This is a genomic window from Bacillus sp. FSL R5-0659 (genome assembly GCF_038008785.1).
In the GTDB taxonomy this organism is placed as follows: domain Bacteria; phylum Bacillota; class Bacilli; order Bacillales; family Bacillaceae; genus Bacillus; species Bacillus safensis.
The window spans coordinates 1827854-1852728 of the sequence record NZ_JBBOZU010000001.1 but is presented as its reverse complement, the minus strand read 5'-3'; the positions used below and the strand labels follow the sequence as shown (position 1 = coordinate 1852728).

Below are 24875 nucleotides of genomic sequence, written 5' to 3'. Positions count from 1 at the left end.
TCAATGAAGATTACCAATCCAGTGCTCAAAGGGTTTAACCCCGACCCAAGTATTTGCCGTGTCGGAGAAGATTATTATATGGCCGTCTCTACATTTGAGTGGTTTCCAGGAGTGCAAATTTATCATTCAAAGGATCTCGTCCATTGGCGTCTTGCTGCGCGTCCTTTGCAAAAAACCTCGCAGCTGGATATGAAGGGAAATCCTGATTCTGGCGGAGTATGGGCACCGTGCTTAAGCTATGCGGATGGACAGTTTTGGCTTATTTATTCAGATATCAAAGTAGTGGATGGTCCATTTAAAGACGGTCATAATTATTTGGTCACGGCAAGCGAAGTGGACGGCGATTGGAGTGAACCGATCCGGCTCAACAGCTCTGGGTTTGATCCATCTTTATTCCATGATCAAAGCGGGAAGAAATACGTCTTAAATATGCTGTGGGATCATAGGGAAAAGCACCATTCCTTTGCAGGTATTGCCTTGCAGGAATATAGTGTGGCTGAAAAGAAGCTCATCGGTCAAAGGAAGGTCATTTTTAAAGGCACACCGATTAAACTGACAGAAGCGCCGCATCTGTATCATATCGGTGACTACTACTATTTATTAACGGCAGAAGGAGGTACTAGGTATGAGCATGCGGCAACGATCGCCCGGTCCCCGCATATTGAAGGGCCTTATGAGGTTCATCCTGATAACCCGATTTTAAGTGCTTTCCATGCGCCTGAACATCCGCTTCAAAAATGCGGGCATGCTTCAATCGTTCAAACGCATACAAATGAATGGTATCTCGCTCATCTTACTGGCCGCCCAATTCAATCAAGCAAGGAATCTATTTTTCAACAGAGAGGGTGGTGCCCTTTAGGAAGAGAAACAGCCATACAAAAGCTCGAATGGAAGGATGGCTGGCCTTATGTTGTAGGCGGAAAAGAGGGGACGCTTGAGGTTGAAGCGCCAAAGATCGAAGAAAAGGTTTTTGCACCAACCTATCATACAGTCGATGAATTTAAAGAATCAACACTAAATAGACACTTCCAAACATTAAGAATTCCGTTTACCGATCAGATTGGTTCATTAACGGAGAAACCTCAGCATTTAAGGTTATTCGGTCACGAATCTTTAACGTCTAAGTTTACCCAAGCTTTTGTTGCAAGGCGCTGGCAAAGCTTTTATTTTGAAGCAGAGACAGCTGTTTCGTTCTTCCCAGAAAACTTTCAGCAAGCCGCTGGTCTTGTGAATTATTATAATACGGAAAACTGGACAGCACTTCAGGTGACATATGATGAGGAACTTGGGCGCACTCTTGAGCTATCTGTCTGTGAAAACCTTGCCTTTTCTCAGCCATTGACACATAAAATCATCATTCCAGACGAGGTCACTTATGTCTATTTAAAAGTGACCGTTCAGAAAGAGACATATAAATATTCTTATTCTTTTGATCAAAAAGAGTGGAAGGAAATTGATGTGCCGCTTGAATCCATCCATTTATCCGATGATTTCATTAGAGGTGGGGGATTTTTTACAGGGGCGTTTGTCGGTATGCAGTGTCAAGATACGAGCGGCGAGCGTCTGCCTGCTGATTTTCACTATTTTCGCTATGAGGAAACAGATGAATAAAAAAAAGACAACGCGCTACGGGCTGTCTTTATTGGAAAATAAATAGATCATGTTGTGAGGGTGGCATCTTGCAGGAAAGCTTCTATGACAAGAGATGTCATCCCCAATACTGGTGCATTGTGTCCTAATGATGAGGGGAGCAGCTCTATCTGTGAGCTGAATTGCGTATCCATTCGCGAGGATACCTCCTCCCCAATCACATGTAGAACCGTTTGATGTGATTCGATCACTTTGTTTCTTAAAATAATGGCTTGCGGGTTAAAGGTATGAAGGACGTTTGTGAGACCGACGCCAAGGTAAAAACCAAAGTTGCGCAGAGCATTGAGCGTTCTCATATCATTTAACTTGGCCAGCTGTTCCAGGTCTTGATGGGAGATGGGCTGACCATCTGTTTGAAGAGACTGAAACAAGGCTTTCTCAGATGCATACAATTCCCAGCACCCACGGTTCCCGCAGCTGCATGTTGGTCCATTAAAATCAATCGTCATATGTCCCATTTCACCAGAAAAGCCGAAAGCTCCTCTGTATAAGTGATGATTGATAATGATTCCGATCCCTATGCCAGTGCCGATGCTTGCATAAATCAAATGGTCATAGTGTTTAGCGGCACCAAAGATTTTTTCACCATATGCACCGGCATTTGCTTCATTTTCAATGAAGATCGGCACTTGGAATGTGTCTTGGAGCGGCTTTTTCAGATCAACATTTTTCCATTTGGAATGAGGCGTAAACACGATTTGTTCATCTGCATCTACTAACCCATGTATGCATAGACCAATGCCAATGAGCCCGTATGGGGAAGAGGGCATTTGTGTGATGAGCTGCTGTATTAATTCAATTAATTTACGTATCGTCACATCAGGAGAGCTCGGTGGGAGCTTGATCTGCTCTTCGTAAAGAATGGCCCCTTCAAGGTCTGTTAATATGCCATTGACATAATCAACACCAACATCAATCCCGATGGAGCAGCCAGCACGTTTATTAAACATCAGTAAAACCGGTCTTCTCCCGCCGCTAGACTCACCTTGGCCGATTTCATAGACAAGATGTTCCTTCATTAACGTACTTACTTGAGAAGAAACAGTCGATTTATTTAATCCAGTGCGTTCAGATAATTTTGCTCTCGAAATGGGCGCATGCTGGAGAATTTCTTTTAATAATAGTTTTTGATTTATTTTTTTTACAAAGTTCTGATCAGCGATATCCACGTTATCCACTCCATTTGTTTCGTCTTTAGATTAAGTTGAGAAGAGCTGGTTTTTTCCGTATGTATTCGATAAAAAAGATGATTTTAACTTTATTATAACGAAAATATTTCTAAAAAACTAAAAAATATGGAAAATTCAAAGAGATTTTCTCATACATTGATCATTAGTTTGTTGAATCAACTTACAAAGTGTACTCAGGAGGAATGAAGAATGGCTAAATCAAATATGAAAACGTTATACAGCTTAGAAGGAATCAGCAAAATTCAATATGAAGGAAAACAATCAAAAAATCCACTCGCCTTTCAATACTATAATCCAAGCGAAGTGATTGGCGGAAAAACGATGAAAGACCACCTGCGTTTTTCAGTCGCTTATTGGCATACATTAACCGCTGATGGAACTGACATGTTTGGAACTGGCACGATGCAGAGAGCATGGGACTCCTATAGCGGAATGGATTTAGCAAAAGCTAGATTGGAAGTCGCTTTTCAGCTTTTTGACCTACTAGATGTACCGTATTTTTCATTCCATGACCGCGATATCGCGCCAGAGGGAGAGACGCTTCAAGAGACCAATCAACAATTAGACATCATTTTAGAAAGAATGAAAGAATACATGAAGCAAAGCGGAGTAAAGCTGCTGTGGAACACGGCCAATATGTTCAAGCATCCTAGATTTGTACACGGTGCTGCGACATCTTGTCATGCAGATGTCTTTGCCTATGCGGCCGCACAGGTTAAAAAAGGCATCGAAACCGCCAAAGAACTTGGTGCAGAAAATTATGTTTTCTGGGGTGGACGAGAAGGGTACGATACGCTGCTTAATACAGATATGAAAAGAGAGCTTGATCACATGGCGGCCTTCTTGCATATGGCTGTTGATTATGCAAAAGAAATTGGGTACACAGGTCAATTTTTAATTGAGCCAAAGCCAAAGGAACCAACAACTCATCAATACGACACAGATGCAGCGACATCCATCGCCTTTTTAAAGCAATACGGATTAGATTCTCATTTTAAATTAAATATCGAAGCCAATCATGCGACACTGGCTGGCCATACGTTTGAGCACGAATTGCGTGTCGCAAGAATTCATGGGCTGCTCGGTTCTGTTGATGCGAACCAAGGAAATTCGCTTCTTGGGTGGGATACAGATGAATTTCCAACCGATCTGTATGCCACAACTCTTGCCATGTATGAAATTTTGCAAAATGGCGGGCTAGGGGCTGGCGGTCTCAACTTTGATGCAAAAGTGAGAAGAGCTTCCTTTGAACTTGAAGATATTTTATATGCCCATATTGCCGGAATGGATGCATTCGCAAAGGGACTGCGGGTCGCTCATAGACTCATAGAAGATCGTGTGTTTGAGGATGTGATAAAGCACCGGTATCGCAGCTTTTCTGAAGGGATTGGACGTGACATTTCAGAAGGGAAGGCAAACTTTCATACATTAGAAGAATATGCGCTGAAACATCCTTTGATCAGAAACGAATCGGGAAGAGAGGAACAGCTGAAGGCCCGTTTAAATCAATACTTGTTAGAAGATTAATTGAAGGGGCGGACCTGTTTTGAAGGAGTGAAAACATGAAATATGTGATGGGAATTGACCTTGGAACGAGCGGGGTCAAAGCGATATTAGTCGATGAGAGCGGAAAGGTGTGCTGCGAAGCCTCTAAGCCGTACCGCCTCATTCAAGAGAAACCGGGATATTGTGAGCAGCATCCTGAGGATTGGGTAGAGCAGACAATAGCTGTGATGAAAGAACTGATGGCAAAGCAGCCTGTTCATTCAAGGCAAGTCGAAGGCATCAGCTTTTCCGGACAGATGCATGGGTTGGTTCTATTAAATGAATCTCGTGAAGTGCTCCGTCCTGCAATTTTATGGAATGATACACGAACAACAGCACAATGTGAACACATGACAAAAAAGCTGGGGGACCGGCTGCAAAAGATCACAAAAAACCAGGCGTTAGAAGGATTCACACTGCCTAAATTACTATGGGTAAAGGAACATGAACCACATATTGATCAACAAATCGACATGTTTTTACTCCCAAAAGATTATGTCAGATTTCGTTTAACAGGCGCTGTCCATATTGATTATTCTGATGCGGCTGGCACTTTGCTGTTAAATATCGGTGAACAGACGTGGAGTGAGGAGATTTGTCAGGCATTTGATATTTCTCCTCATATTTGCCCGCCACTTGTCACATCAGAGGCGGAGGTTGGTACACTTTTGCCGCACATTGCACGTGATGTTGGGATGAAAGAAGGCGTGAAGGTTTTTGCCGGCGGGGCAGACAATGCTTGCGGAGCCATTGGTGCTGGCATCTTATCCTCTGACCGCACGTTATGCAGCATCGGCACATCGGGTGTCATTCTCTCCTACGAAGAAGATCATGAAAGGGAACTTCAGGGGAATTTGCATTTGTTTCACCATGCAAAAAAAGACGCTTTTTACACAATGGGCGTCACCCTTTCAGCGGGATATAGTCTTAACTGGGCAAAACACTTACTGGCACCTGAGGAATCGTTCCAATCACTTTTAGAAGGTGCGGCTCATGTTGCGCCAGGAGCGAAAGGATTGCTCTTTACTCCCTATTTAGTTGGGGAAAGAACACCTCATGCGGATTCGACCATTCGCGGCAGCTTGATTGGATTAGACAGCAGGCATGAAAGGGCACATGTTGTCAGGGCTGTTTTAGAAGGAATTACCTTTTCGCTGAATGAATCTATCGCATTATTCCGGCAGGCAGGAAAAAACATAGATTCTATTGTGTCCATTGGCGGCGGTGCAAGAAGCCGTACATGGCTTCAAATGCAAGCAGACATTTTTCAGGCTGACGTCATCCAGTTAGACAATGAACAAGGGCCTGCATTAGGTGCAGCCATGCTTGCTGCGGTTGGCTGCGGGTGGTATCCGTCACTTGAAGCATGTGCTAATCAATTGATCCATCAAGCTGCTGTTTATGAGCCAGAGCAGCAGCATGCGGAAGTATATGCTGATCTATTTCATTTGTATCAAAGGATTTATACACAAACAAGAGACATCCATGCTGGGTTAAAGCCGTATCGTTCCATCTAACAGAGAAGGCTACATGAAAGGAGGTGATGGGTTTTTCACCTTAGGGATGACAGAACAATACGAGTGAAAAAAGGAGAGGGATGGAAAATGAATTTGAAAAGATTGAGGCTTTTGTTTGTGGTGTGTATTGGATTTGTGCTGACACTGACGGCTGTACCAGCTGATGCGAAAACGATTTATAATAATGAAATGGGTACACATAGCGGATACGATTATGAATTATGGAAGGATTATGGAAACACCTCAATGACACTCAATAACGGCGGGGCATTTACTGCAGGCTGGAACAGTATCGGAAATGCTTTATTTCGGAAAGGAAAGAAGTTTGATACCACTAAAACTCATCATCAGCTTGGCAACATCTCCATCAATTACAACGCAAACTTTAACCCAGGCGGGAATTCCTATTTATGTGTCTATGGCTGGACACAATCTCCATTAGCAGAATACTACATTGTTGATTCATGGGGCACATATCGTCCAACAGGAGCGTATAAAGGATCATTTTATGCCGATGGAGGCACATATGACATTTATGAAACGACCCGCGTCAATCAGCCTTCTATTATCGGGATTGCGACCTTCAAGCAATATTGGAGTGTACGTCAAACCAAGCGTACAAGCGGAACGGTCTCCGTCAGTGCGCATTTTAATAAATGGGAAAGCTTAGGCATGCCAATGGGTAAAATGTATGAAACGGCATTTACTGTAGAAGGCTACCAAAGCAGCGGAAGTGCGAATGTGATGACCAACCAGCTGTTTATTGGACGATAAAAGCAGATCAAAAAGCCAGCATTTTTTGCTGGCTTTCAGCGTGTAGACAAACCCTCGCATTCGTTGTCAGCTCTGCGCGCTGGTGCTCACGAATGTCAAATTCGCTCCGCTCCAGTGCTCGAGCTTCCTAGACTTCAAAGGTTTTCTATCACGCTGAAAAGAAGACAAAGGGCTAAAATCAAGATTATTTTAGCCCTTTGTCAACAATCTGAAAGCCAGCAGTTTTTTGCTGGCTTTTACTTTTTCTAAGATAATTTTTCAACTTCGACTCTGCCAGAAAAGAACGTCGCGCCGCCGCCCATATCTGCCAATCGATCAGGTGTTAACCCATTCACTAAATGTTTTTTCCCTTTTTGATCTGCCCATAACCCTTGACTGACCACAACACCAGATAAAACATTGTGACCGACTGACACGACAAGCTCACATTCTCCTCGATCGTTCAGCACACGCACCATGTCACCATCTTCAATCTTTCTTTCCTTTGCATCCTGTTCATTCATGTGCAGCTTCGGAAATTTCTCAAGCTTTTGATGCTTTTCATGAAGTGAGAAGGTGGAATTCAAAAAATTATGGTTCGGCCCCGGTATAAAGGTAAGCGGATAATCGCTTTCCTGATAAAGGGGCACATAGGTTGGAAGTGCTGGATACCCGTCTTTTTTCATTTGTTCAGAATAAAGCTCAATTTTTCCGCTTGGGGTTTGAAGCTTTAATTCCTCGAAAGTTCCACGTTTTGCTTTGATCCATTTCTTTTCTTTTAATGCTTCGTATGAAATGTCCTCATAATGCGGATTTTCTGGATGATGAAGAGCTTGTTCCATGAGCTCAGCATCTGTCTCTCGGAAGGCTTGATCTTCAAAACCCATCGCATGAGCTAGCAGGCGGAATACTTCAGTATTGGATTTGCTTTCTCCGTAGCGTTCTATCACTGGCTCCTGAATTTGAATATAATGATGCCAATATGATGTATAGAAATCCTCATTTTCAAAGGCAGATGTCGCCGGCAGGACAATGTCTGCATACGCCGCTGTTTCTGTGAGAAATAAATCATGAACCACTGTAAATAAGTCCTCTCTCAGCAAACCTTCTCTGACTTTATTCGCTTCAGGTGTTACAACTGCTGGGTTGCACGAGTAGATAAAGAGAGAATCAACGGAAGGCTCTGCGCTTGTCAGCACACTTCCCAGCTGGTTCATATTAAATGATCTAGGTGTGCGTTCTTTTAATAAATCCGGCCGCTGAAGAGCTGTTTCATTATAGCTAAGAAAAGAAGAGTTTGATTTCATCGCGCCGCCGCCCTTGTGCAGCCATTGACCAGTCAGGGCAGGGAGGCAGGAAATCGTTCTAATACTCATCCCGCCATTATCATGGTGCTGCAAACCATTCCCAATGCGAATGAGAGATGGTGATGTCTCAGCGTACATTCTAGCTAGTGTCATGATGTCATCCTTAGGGACACCCGTGATTCGCTCAACTGTGTCTGGATCATACTGCTTCACATGCTCGCGCAGCTCATTATGGCCGACCGTGTAAGTCTCTAAAAAGGCATCATCTGTACGTTCCTCTTTAAAAAGGACATGCATGATGCCAAGGGCAAGCGCACTGTCAGTACCAGGTCGAAGCGGAATGAACCAATCTGCCATCCGGCCGGTTTGGTTCTTGTGAACATCAATCACGACAATCTTAGCTCCTTGCTTTCGCGCTTTTTGTGCCAAGGTGATTTGGTGCATATTGGTCGATACGGCATTGATGCCCCAAAAGATAAATAGTTTCGTATGAATGGTGTCTTCAGGGTCTGTCCCAATGCTTGCACCCATTGTATATTTATAGCCAGTCGTTCCCGCTGACTGACAGATCGTCCGGTCTAACTGACTTGAACCAAGACGATAAAAAAAGCGGCGGTCCATTCCTTCTGCGTTGAGATTGCCCATGTTCCCATAGAAGCTATAAGGCAGAATGCTTTCTGGCCCTTTTTCTTCGATCAGCTTTGTCCATTTTTGACGAATGGTTTCAATGGCTTCTTCCCACGTAATCGGTGCAAACTGTGCTTCGCCTTTTTTACCAACACGTTTTAAAGGAGTGGTCAGTCTTTTTTCATCGTATAAACGGGCTGTGACATTACGCACTTTGTTGCATATGTTTCCTTGTGTGACAGGGTGATCCGGATCTCCCTGCACTTTCACGATCTTTCCATTTTCTTTATGTATTAAAAGACCGCACTGATCCGGGCAATCTAACGAACAAACTGATTTGAAAATTCCGTCTTTCATTGCTGTATAATCGGTCATGAGTTTTCGGCTTCCTTTCTGCATTCCGTTATCGCTTTGTATGGACTTTATTTTAGCATGTTCGGAGGTGGAAGGTAAGAAAGAGATGATGAATTGAAGAAAATGAAAAAAAGCCCCTGAAAAAGGGACTTTTAAAAACGGGTGACTTGTACAGGAAATTCTTTCACACCAAACACAAACGTGCTTTGAATAGGTTTTAGCTGATCTGCAGCGCAGGTGATGTCTTGAAACGTATGGAGTAAAACGTCAAGCGCAATGTTGCTTTCAAGCCGGGCAAGCGGTGCACCGAGACAGAAATGAATGCCAAACCCAAAGCTCATATGCGGATTTGATTTCCGATCAAGCCGGAACGTATCTGGATCTTCAAACTTCTGTTCATCCCGATTTGCTGAAGCAACCCAGCCGATGAGGTAGTCTCCCTTTTCAATGCGTGCGCCAGCAATTTCAACATCCTCTGCGGCGATTCGGCCAATGGCTTGAACAGGCGGATAATACCGTAACGTTTCCTCAGTTAATTGAGGAATAAGAGAGGGATCCTGTCGAACGGATTCAGCGATATGCGGCTGCTCTGTCAGCAGTCGTACGGCATTGGTTATTAAATTGGTCGTTGTCTCATTGCCTGCAACAAGTAATAGAATACAAAAGCCAAGCAGTTCATTCTCCGTTAAACGCTCTCCATCGATTTCCGCTTGAATGAGAAGCGAGATCAAGTCATCCGCAGGCGTTTCTTTTCGTTTTTTGATCAATTGAGCAAAATAAACGGACAGTTCCTCTTCAGCGCGTTTTTGCATATCTACAACAGCCTGAATGGCTTCTTTTGATTCATCCTTAGCACCTGCCACAAGGGCATCAGAATGTTTTTTAATCAGCTCTCTGTCCTGCACCTCTGCACCGAGAAGCTCAGCGATGATCATTACTGGCAGGGGCGCTGCTAAATCTTGCACGATATCAAACGTACGTTGATCCTTGACTTGATTTAATAGATCATGTGTCAGGTCTTTGATCTTATCTTCTAATTGTTTGATCGCTTTTGGAGTGAATGCTTTATTCACGAGCGCTCTCATCTTTGTATGTTTTGGAGGATCCATCGTTAAAATACTTGTTTTAGACGTGCTTCTTCCCCGCTGTGAAGAGAACACTTTAGGCTGTTTTAGAACAGACTGGATATCCGCATATCGAAAGAGATCCCAGCACTTTCTTGTCTCATCAAATCTAATATCACTTTCAGCACGCAGCTCATTGTAAATAGGGAATGGGAAAAGAAGGTCATCGGTAGAACGGATTTCTTTCATTGGAATCACATTGATATAGTTTTCTTTCACTTTCATTATGAACGCTCCTTTTTCACATGATTTCTCTTTCACGGTATCACCAGTAAAATATCATTTCAACGGACATGTTTTCTAAAATATGTCAATAGTCTAATCGAAAGATTCAAGCACATTCACCAAATAGGAAAATAGAAAGTGATTAAAATGAGAGCGCTTTCTAAAAAATAGAATTGAAGTCACCGAAACCAAAAATAAAATGGGGAATCCAGTCGAATGAAAGGGTCCTATGATTCAAATGATCATAGTTCTTTTGATCTAAATTGCTGTTTTTCAAAAACACGGCTAACATACTTGCAGCAAGCTGTCCGCCATGCATTCGGGACTTTTGAAAAGCGCTGGCTCTTTCTTGACACGATTTCTCATCATGTTACGATAACTAACGTGTGAAAAACGCGAACAAAAAGCGAACAAGGGAGAGGATCAATATCATTGATCAAAAGAAAGTTGCTTTCATTGGAGCAGGTTCTATGGCGGAAGGAATGATTGCAGGGATTGTGCGATCAGGACAGATGCCGCTTGGCCAAATCTACGCAACAAACAGACAAAATCAACTTCGATTGAATGAATTAACGAAACAATACGGAATTCAAACAGCCGCAATGGATTCATTTCCTTTTGAAGAAATGGATATGTTGATCCTGGCCATGAAGCCAAAGGATGCTGAAGCAGCACTGGAATCATTAAAATCTCGTATTCAGCCAGATCAGCTTATCATGTCTGTCCTTGCAGGTGTTAAGCTATCGTATATTGAAGACATGCTGCACGAAGGTCAGCCTGTTATAAGGGTCATGCCAAATACCTCAAGTACGATCGGGGCATCAGCGACTGCTTTATCTGCTGGACGTTATGTGAAAAACGACCATATGAGCATAAGCCAGGCTCTTTTATCTGAAATGGGCGAAGTCTATACCATTCAGGAAGAGCAAATGGATATCTTTACTGGAATTGCTGGAAGCGGGCCCGCCTACTTTTATTTCTTAATGGAAAGAATCGAAGAAGCAGGAGAAGAGGCAGGTTTATCAAAGGAATTGTCTCGCCAAATTGGCGCGCAGACACTCCTCGGTGCGGCAAAAATGCTCCAAGAAACAGAGGAAAATCCTTCAGTCCTAAGAGAGAAAATTACGTCACCAAATGGAACAACTGCTGCTGGACTGAATGCATTAGATGATTTTGGCGGAGGAGAAGCGATCAAGCAGGCTGTCAAACATGCTGCCAATCGATCAAAAGAGATAAGCAATCAGCAAAAACAAAAAGTATCTATATAAATAGAATTCAGATGCAGGAGTGATAAGGTGTACGCAGATAAAGAGAGAAAACGAATTGTTGTGAAAATCGGAAGCAGCTCTCTTACTAGCTTTCAAGGTGAGATTAGTTTGAAAAAACTAGAAAACCTCGTCAATCAAATTGTGAAACTGAAAGATGAAGGACACGAAGTCATTTTGGTTTCATCTGGTGCGGTGGCAGCTGGTTACCGAAAACTAGGATTTATCGATAGACCGAAAACACTGCCGGAAAAGCAGGCATCTGCCTCAATTGGGCAAGGGCTTTTAATGGAATCATATTCTACTTTATTTTTATCACACGGTTATATTGCCTCACAGCTCTTAATCACAAGAAGTGATTTTTCTGATGAAACGCGCTATCAAAATGTGCGCAACACAATGAATGTGTTATTAGATCGAGGCATCATCCCTATTATTAACGAAAATGATACAGTGACGATCAATCGGTTGAAGTTTGGAGACAACGATACATTGTCTGCAAAAGTAGCTGGCTTAATTGATGCGGATTTCCTTGCCATTTTATCTGATATTGATGGCTTGTATGAAGATAATCCTCATACAAATCCAAATGCGAAGAGAATTCTTGAAGTCACTGACATTACAGAAGACATCGAAGCAGCTGCTGGAGACGCAGGCAGCAGCATAGGTACAGGCGGAATGAAATCAAAGCTCGATGCTTTTAAAATATCAATGGCCGCAGGTATCAATGGCTTTTTAGGAAAAGCAGATACGCCTCACATTTTAGACAAAGCGATCAATGGGACAGAGGACGGGACTTATTTTACCGCTGACGAAAATGTAGCGCCGCTGAACTATAAGAAGCAGTGGATTGCCTTTCATTCTGGACCAAAAGGTGAGATCGTGGTTCAAGAGAAAACACAGGAATTTCTCATGCACCGAGAGGGAAGTCTTGATTCTGATGGGATTGTCAGTGTGAAAGGTTCATTTAAAAAAGGCGATGTCGTCCGTATTTTAGATCAAGATGAAAGAGAAATAGGGCTTGGTATTGTGAATTATGCGTCAGATGAACTCGCACGTAAGAGTGACTTGTTACAAGATGAAATCGTTCATGTCGTCGATCTTGAAGCATTTGTTTGTCATTTAGATTTATCGATTCCAGTTTGTTAACCAAAAGGGAGGAATTCCATGACACTGACAGCTGAAGTTGTCACATCGGTCAAAGAAAAAGCGAAAAAAGCAAAGCACGTTTCAAAAAAACTAAGTTTACTTCAGACAGAGGAAAAGAATGACGCGCTGCTTAAAATGGCAGAAGCGTTAGAGCAAAAAAGCCGCTTCATTTTACAGGAGAATCAAAAAGATTTAAATGCTGGGAAAGAAAAGGGCTTCTCGGAGGCACTCTTAGATCGGTTAATGTTAAATGAAGAAAGAATTCATGAGTTTGCTGAAAGTTTGCGGCTTGTGACGAGATTAACAGATCCTGTTGGAGAAATATTGGATGAATGGACTCTTGATAACGGCTTACATGTGAAAAGCCGAAGAGTACCGCTCGGCGTGATCGGGATGATCTATGAAGCGAGACCGAACGTCACTGTCGATGCAGCAGGCCTTGCCTTAAAGGCAGGCAACTCAGTGATTTTAAAAGGCGGTTCCTCCGCTATTTCTTCCAACAAAGCCATTGTCAGTGTGATTCATGAAGCATTGGATCAAACAACAATTCCTCGTGATGCGGTGCAATTGATTGAACAAACAGACCGTTCATCGGTTCAGGCGATGTTTCAACTTAAAGAATGGATCGATGTGTTAATTCCGCGAGGCGGCGCTTCTTTAATTAAAACAGTGGTGGAGGAATCCACTATTCCAGTGCTTGAAACAGGGACAGGAAACTGTCATGTCTTTATTGATCAAACCGCGAATGTGAAAAAAGCCATTGAGATTGTGATCAATGCGAAAACGAATCGTCCGGCTGTATGTAATGCACTTGAGACACTGATTATTCATCGCGATTGGCTGAAAGAGAATGCAGCCTCATTAAATGAAGCTTTGCAGGAGCACCGTGTCACTGTACATGGAGATCAGGCAGCAGAGTCTTACTTTTCAGATGCGGTTCCTGCTGGGGAAGTAGATTGGACAGATGAGTATTTAAGTCTTGATCTTGCAGTGAAGGTAGTCGATTCAATCGAGGAAGCGATCAGCCATATCGATCAGTATGGCACAAAGCATTCAGAAGCCATCGTGACAGAAGATGAAAAACATGCACTCACGTTTCTAAACGAAGTCGATGCGGCGGCTGTTTATCATAACGCATCGACTCGCTTTACAGACGGCGGCGCACTTGGCTATGGAGCTGAAATCGGCATCTCTACTCAAAAACTCCACGCAAGAGGGCCAATGGGACTTCCTGCACTCACGACAACTAAGCTGCTTCTATGTGGCGACGGTCAGATTAGAAGATAGAAAAGATTCAAGAAACACTACCTTTTTATGAGGTAGTGTTTTTAACTTTATAATGCATGTTATCATCCTTATGAACCGTTTTTCTTCATCACCTTCTCAAATTTAAAAAATTCAAATTCCTCAGGTGCTAGAGTCTCATTGCCCTGATCTGCTTCACGAGGTGCGTTTGGGTCTGGATGGTGTAAGTGATAAAATTCAACAATTTGAAAGCCGCACTTGTTGACATAGAAATGAATGTTGCGTTTTTCAAAATATGGGGTCACAACCTCCCATACAATTGTTTCTGGATATTGCGCCTCGATGGCTTTCCATGCGGCCTGACCAATGCCCCGGCCGTGAGAGGATGATGAGATGTATAGCAAATCAACCGAGTTGTGATGTGTCTCTTGGTTGATTTTGATGACAACGCCGCCTGCCTTTTCACCATTTAGCATAATATGATAAACAATGTGTTCATTCGAATGAAAAGATTCATCAATCACTTCATCTGGTGGAATCGGTCCATCCTGCGCATCGCCGAATGCATCGATCACGCCAGCTGTAAAAGCTTTCTGAAGCTCTTTTTTCATAGAAGGGAAATCTTCTTTATTTGCATGTGCTAATGTCACTTCATGTTGAGTTATTTTGTTCATTTTCTTATCCTTTCCCTGCGTAATGGTGTTTCTGCATGTTATGATAAAGGATGGAGTAACTCCATAGTCAAGAAAGGAGCCTTCATCATGATCAATGATGTGCAAAAAACGTTTTTCACTGGAGAATTTGCCAAGCTATTTGATGTAAAAAAAGATACGCTTCTGTATTATGATAAAATCGATTTATTTAAGCCGGCTGGTGTTCATGAAAATGGCTACCGTTACTATACACTTGAGCAATTTGACCATTTTATTGCGATTCAATCCTTGCGGGCTGTTCAATTTCCAATCAAAGAGTTAAAACAATATTTCACAGAACCTTCTCGCGAGAGACTGCAAAGCCTAGCGGCCGACCAAGTAGAAAAGGTCAAACAAGAGATTGAAAAGCTGCAAGATATCCAAGCTTTTCTTATGCGGGTGATCGAGACAACGCATGAATTATCAACTGTGAAAATAGGGGAGGTCCTGTTTCAAGAGCTGCCAGAAGAACCAGTCATACTAAGTGCATCAAACCCGATCGACTTAAATACACCTGTAGAAGAAATATCGCGTATTGTAGGGGAATTTTTAAAGGAAGTTGGCATAAAAGGGGCTGCGGCAAATGGTTCTGTCTTAAAAAAAGAACAGTTTCGTAAGCGCCACTATCATCAGTCAGATCAACTGTTCTGCCGAATGGATGGACCGGGGGCAGTGAAAAAACCTGGCGGGATCTATGCGGTGATGTATGATCAAGGAACATATGATGAGATTGAGTCTGCTTATTCGCATTTATTAGATGAAATCGAGAAAGAGGGCATGTTGCTGGATGGAGATGTATTTGAGGAGTATTTACTTCATTCGCTCATGTCTAAAGATGAAGCAGAGTATATAACGAAGCTCAGTGTAAAAGTGAAGAAGCGAGCAGATAACAATTGAAAAGAGGGTAGACAGCATGTGACATGCGTGTTTACCCTCTTTTTTGATGTTAACCAACTTGATTTTCGGCAAATTGACTCATATATAAATCTGCATAGAAGCCTTTTTGTTTTAAAAGTTCGCTGTGCGATCCTTTTTCTATGATGCTTCCATCCTTCATAACTAAAATGAGGTCTGCATCCTTAATTGTTGAAAGTCTGTGTGCAATCACGAAGCTCGTTCTGCCTTTCATCAATTCATTCATTGCTTTTTGAATATGCATCTCTGTCCGAGTATCCACACTGCTTGTTGCTTCATCTAATATCAAGATCTTTGGATCAGATAAAATGGCACGGGCAATGGTTAACAGCTGGCGCTGACCTTGTGACAGGTTGCCGGCATCTTCTGTTAACAGTGTGTCATATCCATCTGGAAGTGTACGGATGAAATCATCCGCATAGGCATGTTTGGCGGCTTTGATGACATCCTCTTTGGAAACGTGCTGCCTGCCGTAGGCAATGTTGTCGTAAATCGTTCCTTCAAAGAGCCACGTATCCTGAAGAACCATCGCAAATAATTCTCGTACTTGCTGACGGCTGAGATCAGTTGTTTTGACATCGCCAATGCGTATGGAGCCTTGATCTAATTCGTAAAAACGCATTAAAAGATTGATGATGGTTGTTTTTCCTGCGCCTGTTGGTCCGACAATGGCAACCGTTTGTCCTTCTTGCACATCTAAATTCAAATCTTTAATAATCGGATGATCTTTTTCATATCCGAATTGAACTTGTTCAAAGCTCACATCACCTGAGAGTGATGCAAGATCAATTGCCTCATCTTCTTCGGTACTTTCTTCTTCCTCATCAAGAATTTCAAAGACCCTTTCAGCAGAAGCGATCGCTGATTGAACTAAGTTTGCGACGCTTGATGCTTGCACAAGCGGCTGAGACATTTGCTGTGTGTATTGGATAAACGCCTGCACATCCCCGACACGAATATTCCCGTTAATGACAAGAATCCCGCCGGCTACACTGACTGCCACATAGCCAAGGTTCCCGATAAAGGTCATCATTGGCATCATTAAACCAGAAATGAACTGCGCTTTCCTTGAGGATTCATATAGCTTTTCGTTTAATTGATCAAATGTATCGATCGCTTTCTTTTCGTAGCCATACGCACGGACTGTCTGATGACCTGTGAACATCTCATTAATATGTCCATTGATCGTCCCAAGCTCTTTTTGTTGCGCTTTAAAATGCTTTTGTGAAAATGACGTAATGCCGCGAATCGCAAACAGGCTGAGTGGCAGCGTCAAACAAACAAGCAGCGTAAGCAGCGGACTGATGAAGAGCATCATCACGACAATTCCAATGACTGTAATAACAGATGTAATCACTTGGGTGAGCGCCTGCTGAAGCGATGTATTAATATTATCGATATCATTCATCACACGGCTTAGTGTGTCCCCGTGGGTTGTTTTATCAAAATAACGAAGGGGGAGACGTGTGAGCTTGTCATTTGCTTCCTGGCGTAATTCAGCAATGGTCTGTTGAGAGACACCGGCCATGACATATTGCTGAACGAATGAAAAGAGAGAAGCAACGACGTACAGGACGACAAGCAGCAAAAGTATTCGTGAAATGACATCAAATTGAACAGCTGTTCCATTCGTAAAGCTGTCAAATAGGGAAGAGGTGGCATCCCCAAGCAGCTTTGGACTAATGACATTAAAGACAGTTGAACCAATTGCTGCAATAAAGACGATGATCAGCTGAAATTTTCTTGGTTTTAAATAGCCTGTCAACCGAAGCAGTGTTTTCTTAAATTCCTTCGGTTTTGCGGCTGGCCCTTTAGGGTGGGCGCCTTTATGGCCCATGCCGGAAGACATTTTCTTACTCATCCTCGCTCACCTCCTGACCTTCCTGTGATGCGACAATTTCTTGGTACACAAGATTATCCTTTATTAATTGTTCGTGTGTTCCGATACCTGCGATTTTCCCTTCATCAAGTACAATGATTTTATCACTATGCTTCACTGTGCTGATTCGTTGAGCGACAATGATGAGGGCTGCATGTGCTTTTTCTGCTTCTAATGATGCCCGCAGCTTTGCATCTGTTTTGTAATCAAGTGCTGAAAAGCTATCGTCAAACAAATAGAATGATGGTTTTCGCACTAGCGCCCTTGCAATGGAAAGCCGCTGCTTTTGGCCGCCCGATAGATTTGAACCACCCTGATCAATTTCTGCATCAATTCCGCCATCTTTTTGCAAAACAAATTCCTCGGCCTGCGCAGTTCGCAGCGCCTGCCAGACGTCTTCATCGCTTGCATCCTGATTGCCAAAGCGCACATTCTCGGCAATGGTTCCGCTGAATAAAACAGCTTTTTGCGAGACATAGCCCATCTGGTTTCTCAGTTTCTCCTGTGGCAGCTCTCTAATGTCTACACCATCTAGTGTAATCCGGCCTTCTGTCACTTCATAAAAGCGCGTCATCAGCTGGAGAAGGGTAGTTTTCCCAGAACCCGTACTTCCGATAATGGCTGTTGTTTCGCCAGTTTTGGCTTCAAACGTGATGTTTTGAACGGCCGGTTTCTCTGCATTTGAGTAATAAAATGACACATCCTCAAAGCGAATGGATTGCGCGGGCTCGTGAAGCTCAGTCATAGACACTTCTTTGTCTTTAATCTTTGGTTCCATGTTTAACACTTCATTCATACGTTTAGCTGATGCTTGTGCTCTTGGAACCATAATAAAGCTCATCGACAGCATAATCAGTGCCATTAAAATCATCATCGCATATTGAATGAAGGCAATGAGATTCCCAACTTCCATTTCTCCGGCATCAATTCGGTTTGCCCCGAGCCAGACAATACCGATATTCGTGAAGTTCATGATGATCAGCATAAATGGAAACAAGTAAGCCATTAATCGGTTGACTCTAAGGCCAGTATCCTTATAGGAGGTGTTAGCTTCTTGGAATCGCTCCTTTTCATCATCCACACGGTTAAATGCACGAATGACCCGGATGCCTGAAAGAGATTCTCGCATAATTAAATTCAGCCGGTCTGTTTTTTTCTGAAGCTGGCCAAATAGCGGAATGGCTTTTCTTGACACCAAATAAATAAATCCGCCAAGAAGGGGGAGGGCTGCTAAAAAGATAAGAGACAGGACAGCATCCCTGGAAACAGCCAAAATGATTCCTCCCACAAGCATAAGCGGAGCCCGCGTCATCATTTGTAAAATCATGATCGTCACATCTTGGACTTGTTTCACATCATTTGTTGATCTTGTAATAAAGGAAGACGTGCCGATCTTTTGAAATTCCTCTAATGAAAATTGTTCGACATGTACAAACAGCTGTCTTCTCATATCACGGCCGAAGCCTAGTGCTGTCTTTGATGACAAGTAAGATTTCCAAATGGTGAGCAAAATGGCGAGTAAAGAACAAGCCACCATCCAACCGCCAACCTTCCATATGTAAGCAATATCTCCCTGGACGATTCCGACATCAACGATATCTGCTGTTAACGTCGGTAAATACAGCTGGAGCATACTGCTTAAAAAGGTGAGAATAACAATGGACACAACGGACAGCCGATACGGCTTTAAAAATGATAAAATTGATTTCATACAAATACCTTTCTTCCATATAGTCTTTTGTTCTGTAACCCATCATATACAAAGAGGGATTATTTCTACAAATGAAATGTCTTGTTTTAGTGAATTATTTATATTGTTCAATTTTAGAAAAGAAATCCTTCACAAACACATAAAAATCATGGGCAGAAGGAGACATTTCTCGCGTTTTAGATGCAATAATGCCAACCGTTCTTCTCACTTGAGGAAAATCGATCGGAATTTTCACTGTAAATCGCGGTGTTGTTTCATAAAAGGCACTTTCGGGTAATAAGGTAACGCCCATACCTGCCGATACGAGACCTTTTATGGCATCCAAATCTTCTCCTTCAGATGAAATGGTAGGCTCATAGCCTGCCTGCTTGCAAGCATCAACCGCAATTTGTCTCAGCACATACCCTTCAGGAAATAACACGAAATGATCCTTTCTTAAATCACTTAAATGAATGCTCCTTTGTCCGCTAAAGGGGTGGCTAACCGGTAAAAGGGCATAAATGCTTTCAGAAAACAAAATATTTCCTTCTATTTGAGAATCGTTTGTCGGTACAGGTCCTAAAAAGGCAAGATCGATATCACGATTTTTAACGGCTTCAATGAGAAACTTATAGGATCCTTGACGAAGTAAAAAATCGACCTCTGGATATTCCTGCTTAAAGGCGGAGATGACAGAAGGGAGCACTTGGCTTGCTAGACTTGTAGGAAAGCCAATATTCACCGTCCCTTTGTGCGGATCTAAGTATTCATCAATTTGCTCTTTTGCGTAATCAATGGCTTTGAGTGCAGTTCTGACATGATCTAAAAATTGTCTGCCGATCTTCGTTAATTTGATATTTCGTCCTTCTCGTTCGAATAAGGCCACTCCAAGTTCTTCTTCTAAATTCGCAATCTGCCGGCTGATGGCAGATTGGGCAACATGTAAGTTTTCAGCCGCTTCTGACACGTGTTCACGGTCTGCGACTTCTACAAAATAACGTAACTGACGAAGCTCCATTTTTGCACTTCACACCCATCTATCTCAAAAAGAGATTGTTTTGATCTAAATTATATATTGTTTATATCAATTTGAAAACTTAAAATAAGTTACAGAGTTTGTGAGATTTTATTACTGTGAAAAACGGATCTTTTAAACGGGGGAGAGAAACGATGACTTATAATCAACTACCACAACCACAAGGTCTCTACCGTCCTGAATTTGAACATGATGCATGTGGAATCGGACTGTACGCCCATTTAAAAGGGGAGGCGACACATAGCATCGTCAAAAAGGGATTACAAATGCTGTGCCAGCTTGATCACCGCGGCGGGCAAGGCAGTGATCCGTATACAGGTGATGGTGCCGGTTTAATGGTACAGCTGCCAGACGCTTTCTTTAGAAAGAACTGCAAAGAATTTGCACTTCCAGAAAAGGGCCGTTACGGGGTAGGAATGGTCTTCTTTTCAAAAGATGATGACGAAAAAACGCGTCAAGCCATCGAACAGAAAATCAACGGGTTCATTAAACAGGAAGGCCAAACATTAATTGGCTGGAGAACGGTTCCTGTCGATGCTGGGAAAATTGGTACTGTCGCAGCGAAGAGCTGTCCGGTTGTGAGGCAGGTCTTTATCGGAGCAAACGACAACATCACAGATCGTTTGTCATTTGAAAGAAAATTATATGTCATCCGTAAACAGGCTGAGAACTGGGGAACAAAAGAGGAAAAACAATTTTACTTTGTCAGCCTGTCGAGTCAAACCATCGTATATAAGGGGCTTTTAACATCAGATCAAGTCGATGCTTTTTATCTTGATCTACAGGATGAAACATTTGTTTCTGCATTTTCACTTGTTCATTCAAGATTTAGTACAAATACATTTCCTACATGGGAAAGAGCCCATCCAAACCGTTACTTAATTCACAACGGAGAAATCAACACATTAAGAGGAAACATCAATTGGATGAGAGCAAGAGAACAACAATTCGTATCTGAAGCCTTCGGAGACGATTTAGACAAGATTTTGCCAGTGCTGAATGCAGACGGAAGTGATTCATCCATTTTAGACAATGCCTTTGAATTCTTTGTGCTTGCAGGCCGTACACCTGCTCATACAGCAATGATGCTGATTCCTGAGCCTTGGACGGAAAACACGCACATGTCGAAAGAGAAACGGGCATTTTATGAATACCATAGTTCTCTCATGGAGCCATGGGATGGACCAACAGCGATTTCCTTTACGGACGGTAAACAAATCGGGGCCATCTTAGACCGAAACGGATTAAGACCGGCTAGATACTATGTCACGAATGATGATCATATCATTTTCTCTTCTGAGGTCGGCGTGATTGACACAAATGAAGAAGATGTGAAGTATAAAGATCGTCTTGAGCCTGGCAAAATGCTGCTCATTGATTTAGAAGAAGGACGAATTATTTCTGACGAAGAAGTGAAATCGACCATTGCGAATGAACTTCCTTATCAAAAATGGCTCGATGAAGAAATGGTCCACGTCAATCGCTCGGAAGAAAATTCAGAAAATTCTAGTATAATGGACGATTTGTTGACGCGTCAGCGTGCGTTCCATTATACGTACGAAGACATTCAAAAGTATTTAATCCCTTTACTAGAGGAAGGCAAGGACCCAATTGGTTCAATGGGAAGTGATACACCGCTTGCTGTGTTATCAGATCGTGCGCAGTCTCTGTTTTCTTATTTTAAGCAGTTGTTCGCACAAGTCACGAACCCGCCGATTGATGCCATTCGTGAGCAGCTGGTGACATCAACCATGACTTGGTTAGGTGCCGAAGGCGATATTTTACATCCGAATGAATATTCATGCCGAAGAATTAAACTTTATACTCCGGTCTTAACGAGCGGCCAATTTAACGGTTTGAAAACGATTGTTCATAATGCCTTTAAAAGCAAAACAATTCATACACTTTTCACCGATGATTTAAAGCGCGGACTGGATGCGATGTTTGAAGAGGCGGAAAAAGCGATTAGAGAAGGTGTCTCTTTATTAATCCTTTCAGATCGTGAAATGACAGAACAAAAAGTACCGATTCCACCAATTCTTGCGCTAAGTGCACTTCATCAGCACCTTGTGCGTCAAGGTCTGCGGACAAAGGTCAGTCTGATCGTTGAATCTGGAGAGGTGAGAGAGGTTCATCATTTTGCCGCACTGATTGGCTACGGGGCAGATGCGATCCATCCTTACCTTGTCTATGAAACGTACAAACAGCTGATTGCAGACGAAGCGATTTCGATCAGCTTTGATGAAGCTGTTACAAAGTTTGGTAAAAGCGTGACAGAAGGTGTCGTCAAAGTCATGTCCAAAGTGGGGATTTCCACTGTGCAAAGCTATAGAGGCGCGCAAATCTTTGAAGCAGTCGGGATTAGTGAAGACGTCATTCAAGAGTATTTCACAGGAACAGCTTCTCAGCTTGGCGGGATTGATCTTGACACCATTGCTCATGAGGCAAAACTTCGTCATGAAGCAGGGTACCAAGCAGCAACTGACCAGACACTTGAATCAGGCAGTGAATTCCAGTGGAGAAAAAATGGAGAGCACCATGCCTTTAATCCAAAAACGATCCATACGCTCCAGTGGGCATGCCGTAATGAAGATTACGACCTATTTAAACAATATACAAAGGCAGCGGATGAAGAAAGAATCGGCTTCCTCAGAAATTTGTTTGCATTTCAGCCAAAACAAAAGCCGGTTCGTCTGGAAGAGGTTGAATCTGCTGAATCCATCGTGCGCCGCTTTAAGACAGGTGCTATGTCATTTGGATCTTTAAGTAAAGAAGCGCATGAGGCACTTGCGATTGCGATGAATCGAATTGGCGGTAAAAGTAACAGCGGAGAAGGCGGAGAAGATCCTGCCCGCTTTACAGTAGATGAACACGGTGATGATCGCAGAAGCGCCATTAAACAAATCGCTTCTGGCCGATTTGGTGTGAAAAGTCATTACTTAGTCAATGCAGATGAATTGCAAATTAAAATGGCGCAAGGGGCAAAGCCGGGAGAAGGCGGACAGCTTCCAGGAAATAAAGTGTATCCTTGGGTGGCCGATGTACGTGGTTCTACGCCAGGTGTCGGATTAATTTCACCACCGCCGCATCATGATATTTATTCCATCGAGGATTTGGCACAGCTGATTCATGATTTGAAAAACGCAAACCGTGATGCACGCATCAGTGTCAAGCTTGTATCTAAAGCAGGCGTTGGCACGATCGCAGCAGGTGTAGCAAAAGGAACTGCAGACGTCATTGTCATTAGCGGCTATGACGGCGGTACAGGAGCTTCACCGAAAACGAGTATTAAACACACAGGACTTCCATGGGAGCTTGGATTGGCAGAGGCGCATCAAACCCTTGTGCTAAACGGTCTTCGTGAGAGAGTTGTTCTTGAAACGGACGGAAAGTTAATGACTGGCCGCGATGTTGTCATGGCTGCGATTTTAGGAGCAGAAGAGTATGGCTTTGCGACAGCTCCACTTGTCGTGCTGGGCTGCGTAATGATGAGAGCATGTCATTTAGATACTTGCCCGGTCGGTGTTGCCACACAAAATCCAGAGCTTCGCAAAAAATTCATGGGTAACCCTGATCACATTGTGAACTTCATGATGTTTATTGCAGAAGAAGTAAGAGAAATCTTAGCAGAACTCGGCTTTACATCAATGGATGAATTAATTGGTCGCACGGACGTCCTAGCGGTCAGTGAACGAGCAAAAGCTCACTGGAAAGCAGGGCAGCTAAACCTTGAAACACTGCTTTATCAGCCAGAAGGAGCGCGGACATTCAGAACACCGCAAAATCATAAAATTGATGAATCGCTGGATATGAATGAAATCCTTCCTTATGTACAAGAAGCGCTGAATCATCAAACACCAGTTGATCTATCATTGAGCATTCGCAATATCAACCGTGTGGCCGGAACCATCACTGGCAGTGAAGTGTCTAAGCGCTACGGGGAAGAGGGCTTGCCAGAGGATACGATCACACTAAGATTCACTGGTTCAGCTGGACAAAGCTTTGGCGCATTTGTGCCAAAGGGTATGTCTCTCTATTTAACAGGTGATTCAAATGACTATATCGGCAAAGGACTCTCAGGAGGCAAAATTGCTGTTAAAACCTCTGATCATTTTGTACAAAATGGACATGAAAACGTCATTGTAGGAAACGTCGCATTTTACGGTGCAACTAGCGGAAAAGCTTATATTAACGGACGTGCTGGTGAACGATTTGCTGTTCGTAATTCAGGTGTACATGTGGTTGTTGAAGGAATCGGAGATCACGGCTGTGAATACATGACTGGCGGACGTGTCGTCATTTTAGGAGACGTTGGGAAAAACTTTGGTGCAGGTATGTCTGGTGGTGTGGCTTACATCCATACATCGGATGCCAAACAGTTCAAAAGAATGTGCAACATGGAAATGATCATGTTTGAAAAGCTCACAGATCATGAAGAAGAACAAGAAGTGAAGCAAATGATCAAGGAACACCTTGATTATACAAACAGCTCAAAAGCAGCAGCACTTCTTGAAGACTGGGAGCAAGAAAAGGATCAATTCATCAAAGTCATTCCGAGAAATTACAAAATGATGCTTCAAAGCATCGAAGAACAAAAACAAGCGGGCCTCAGTCATGAAGAAGCGGTGATGTTTGCCTTTGAAGCAAATTCAAAACCGAAAAATCAAGAAACGGCAAACGGGCAAAAAGCAGCCCTCGCTCATTAAGAAAGG

The 24875-nt window shown here is 42.9% G+C and carries 16 protein-coding genes; 9 read left to right on the top strand and 7 right to left on the bottom strand.

Going from position 1 to position 24875, the window contains the following annotated elements:
* Nucleotides 1–3: 3 nt before the first annotated feature.
* Nucleotides 4–1611, top strand: coding sequence for a glycoside hydrolase family 43 protein (locus tag NSQ72_RS09245; RefSeq protein WP_064497465.1), 1608 nt, complete (start codon nucleotides 4–6; stop codon nucleotides 1609–1611).
* A 47-nt stretch (nucleotides 1612–1658) separates the two neighbouring features.
* Here the strand turns inward: NSQ72_RS09245 and xylR are convergent, their stop codons facing one another.
* A complete protein-coding gene (gene xylR, locus NSQ72_RS09240; RefSeq protein ID WP_064497464.1) occupies nucleotides 1659–2819 on the bottom strand; it encodes a transcriptional repressor XylR in 1161 nt (386 codons plus the stop codon).
* A gap of 210 nt (nucleotides 2820–3029) precedes the next feature.
* Here xylR and xylA point away from each other — a divergent pair, with 210 nt between their 5' ends.
* The 3 genes from xylA to NSQ72_RS09225 all read left to right on the top strand — a co-directional run bounded on the left by xylA (nucleotide 3030) and on the right by NSQ72_RS09225 (nucleotide 6676).
* A complete protein-coding gene (gene xylA, locus NSQ72_RS09235; protein ID WP_064497463.1) occupies nucleotides 3030–4367 on the top strand; it encodes a xylose isomerase in 1338 nt (445 codons plus the stop codon).
* 35 nt (nucleotides 4368–4402) lie between these two features.
* Nucleotides 4403–5902, top strand: a complete 1500-nt coding sequence (gene xylB / locus NSQ72_RS09230; RefSeq protein WP_064497462.1) for a xylulokinase — start codon at nucleotides 4403–4405, stop codon at nucleotides 5900–5902.
* An 87-nt stretch (nucleotides 5903–5989) separates the two neighbouring features.
* Nucleotides 5990–6676: a glycoside hydrolase family 11 protein gene (locus NSQ72_RS09225; protein ID WP_064497461.1), complete on the top strand. Its 687-nt coding sequence runs from the start codon at nucleotides 5990–5992 to the stop codon at nucleotides 6674–6676.
* 245 nt (nucleotides 6677–6921) lie between these two features.
* Here NSQ72_RS09225 and NSQ72_RS09220 read toward each other — a convergent pair whose 3' ends face one another.
* Nucleotides 6922–8964 (bottom strand): molybdopterin-dependent oxidoreductase, encoded by a 2043-nt coding sequence (locus NSQ72_RS09220; protein ID WP_064497460.1) that lies wholly within the window; start codon nucleotides 8962–8964, stop codon nucleotides 6922–6924.
* A gap of 131 nt (nucleotides 8965–9095) precedes the next feature.
* Complete coding sequence (locus NSQ72_RS09215) at nucleotides 9096–10292, bottom strand: cytochrome P450 (RefSeq protein ID WP_064497459.1); 1197 nt, start codon at nucleotides 10290–10292, stop codon at nucleotides 9096–9098.
* Nucleotides 10293–10714: 422 nt separating this feature from the next.
* On the opposite strand from NSQ72_RS09215, the gene proC reads away from it, so the two are divergent.
* From proC to NSQ72_RS09200, 3 genes are read left to right on the top strand one after another with little or no spacing between them, the layout of a single operon-like run.
* Nucleotides 10715–11560, top strand: coding sequence for a pyrroline-5-carboxylate reductase (gene proC, locus NSQ72_RS09210; RefSeq protein ID WP_260776092.1), 846 nt, complete (start codon nucleotides 10715–10717; stop codon nucleotides 11558–11560).
* Between the two features lie 27 nt (nucleotides 11561–11587).
* Nucleotides 11588–12706 carry a glutamate 5-kinase gene (gene proB / locus NSQ72_RS09205; RefSeq protein WP_341083894.1) on the top strand — a complete coding sequence of 373 codons (1119 nt, stop codon included), beginning with the start codon at nucleotides 11588–11590 and terminating at the stop codon, nucleotides 12704–12706.
* Between the two features lie 18 nt (nucleotides 12707–12724).
* Nucleotides 12725–13993 carry a glutamate-5-semialdehyde dehydrogenase gene (locus NSQ72_RS09200; protein ID WP_341083892.1) on the top strand — a complete coding sequence of 423 codons (1269 nt, stop codon included), beginning with the start codon at nucleotides 12725–12727 and terminating at the stop codon, nucleotides 13991–13993.
* Nucleotides 13994–14061: 68 nt separating this feature from the next.
* On the opposite strand, the gene NSQ72_RS09195 is transcribed toward NSQ72_RS09200, so the two are convergent.
* The gene (locus NSQ72_RS09195) at nucleotides 14062–14625 is read right to left on the bottom strand and encodes a GNAT family N-acetyltransferase (RefSeq protein ID WP_341083890.1); all 564 of its coding nucleotides are present in this window, start codon (nucleotides 14623–14625) and stop codon (nucleotides 14062–14064) included.
* Nucleotides 14626–14712: 87 nt separating this feature from the next.
* Between NSQ72_RS09195 and NSQ72_RS09190 the strand changes: the two genes are divergently transcribed.
* On the top strand, nucleotides 14713–15540 hold the full coding sequence (locus NSQ72_RS09190; RefSeq protein ID WP_268503148.1) for a MerR family transcriptional regulator: 828 nt from the start codon (nucleotides 14713–14715) through the stop codon (nucleotides 15538–15540).
* 49 nt (nucleotides 15541–15589) lie between these two features.
* On the opposite strand, the gene NSQ72_RS09185 is transcribed toward NSQ72_RS09190, so the two are convergent.
* The 3 genes from NSQ72_RS09185 to NSQ72_RS09175 all read right to left on the bottom strand — a co-directional run bounded on the left by NSQ72_RS09185 (nucleotide 15590) and on the right by NSQ72_RS09175 (nucleotide 20145).
* Complete coding sequence (locus NSQ72_RS09185; protein WP_058837895.1) at nucleotides 15590–17419, bottom strand: ABC transporter ATP-binding protein; 1830 nt, start codon at nucleotides 17417–17419, stop codon at nucleotides 15590–15592.
* Nucleotides 17412–19148, bottom strand: a complete 1737-nt coding sequence (locus NSQ72_RS09180) for an ABC transporter ATP-binding protein (RefSeq protein WP_058837894.1) — start codon at nucleotides 19146–19148, stop codon at nucleotides 17412–17414. The genes NSQ72_RS09185 and NSQ72_RS09180 overlap by 8 nt, the downstream gene beginning before the upstream one ends.
* Nucleotides 19149–19242: 94 nt before the next feature.
* On the bottom strand, nucleotides 19243–20145 hold the full coding sequence (locus NSQ72_RS09175; protein WP_034280677.1) for a LysR family transcriptional regulator: 903 nt from the start codon (nucleotides 20143–20145) through the stop codon (nucleotides 19243–19245).
* Between the two features lie 152 nt (nucleotides 20146–20297).
* Between NSQ72_RS09175 and gltB the strand changes: the two genes are divergently transcribed.
* Complete coding sequence (gene gltB, locus NSQ72_RS09170; RefSeq protein ID WP_341083883.1) at nucleotides 20298–24869, top strand: glutamate synthase large subunit; 4572 nt, start codon at nucleotides 20298–20300, stop codon at nucleotides 24867–24869.
* Nucleotides 24870–24875: the final 6 nt, after the last annotated feature.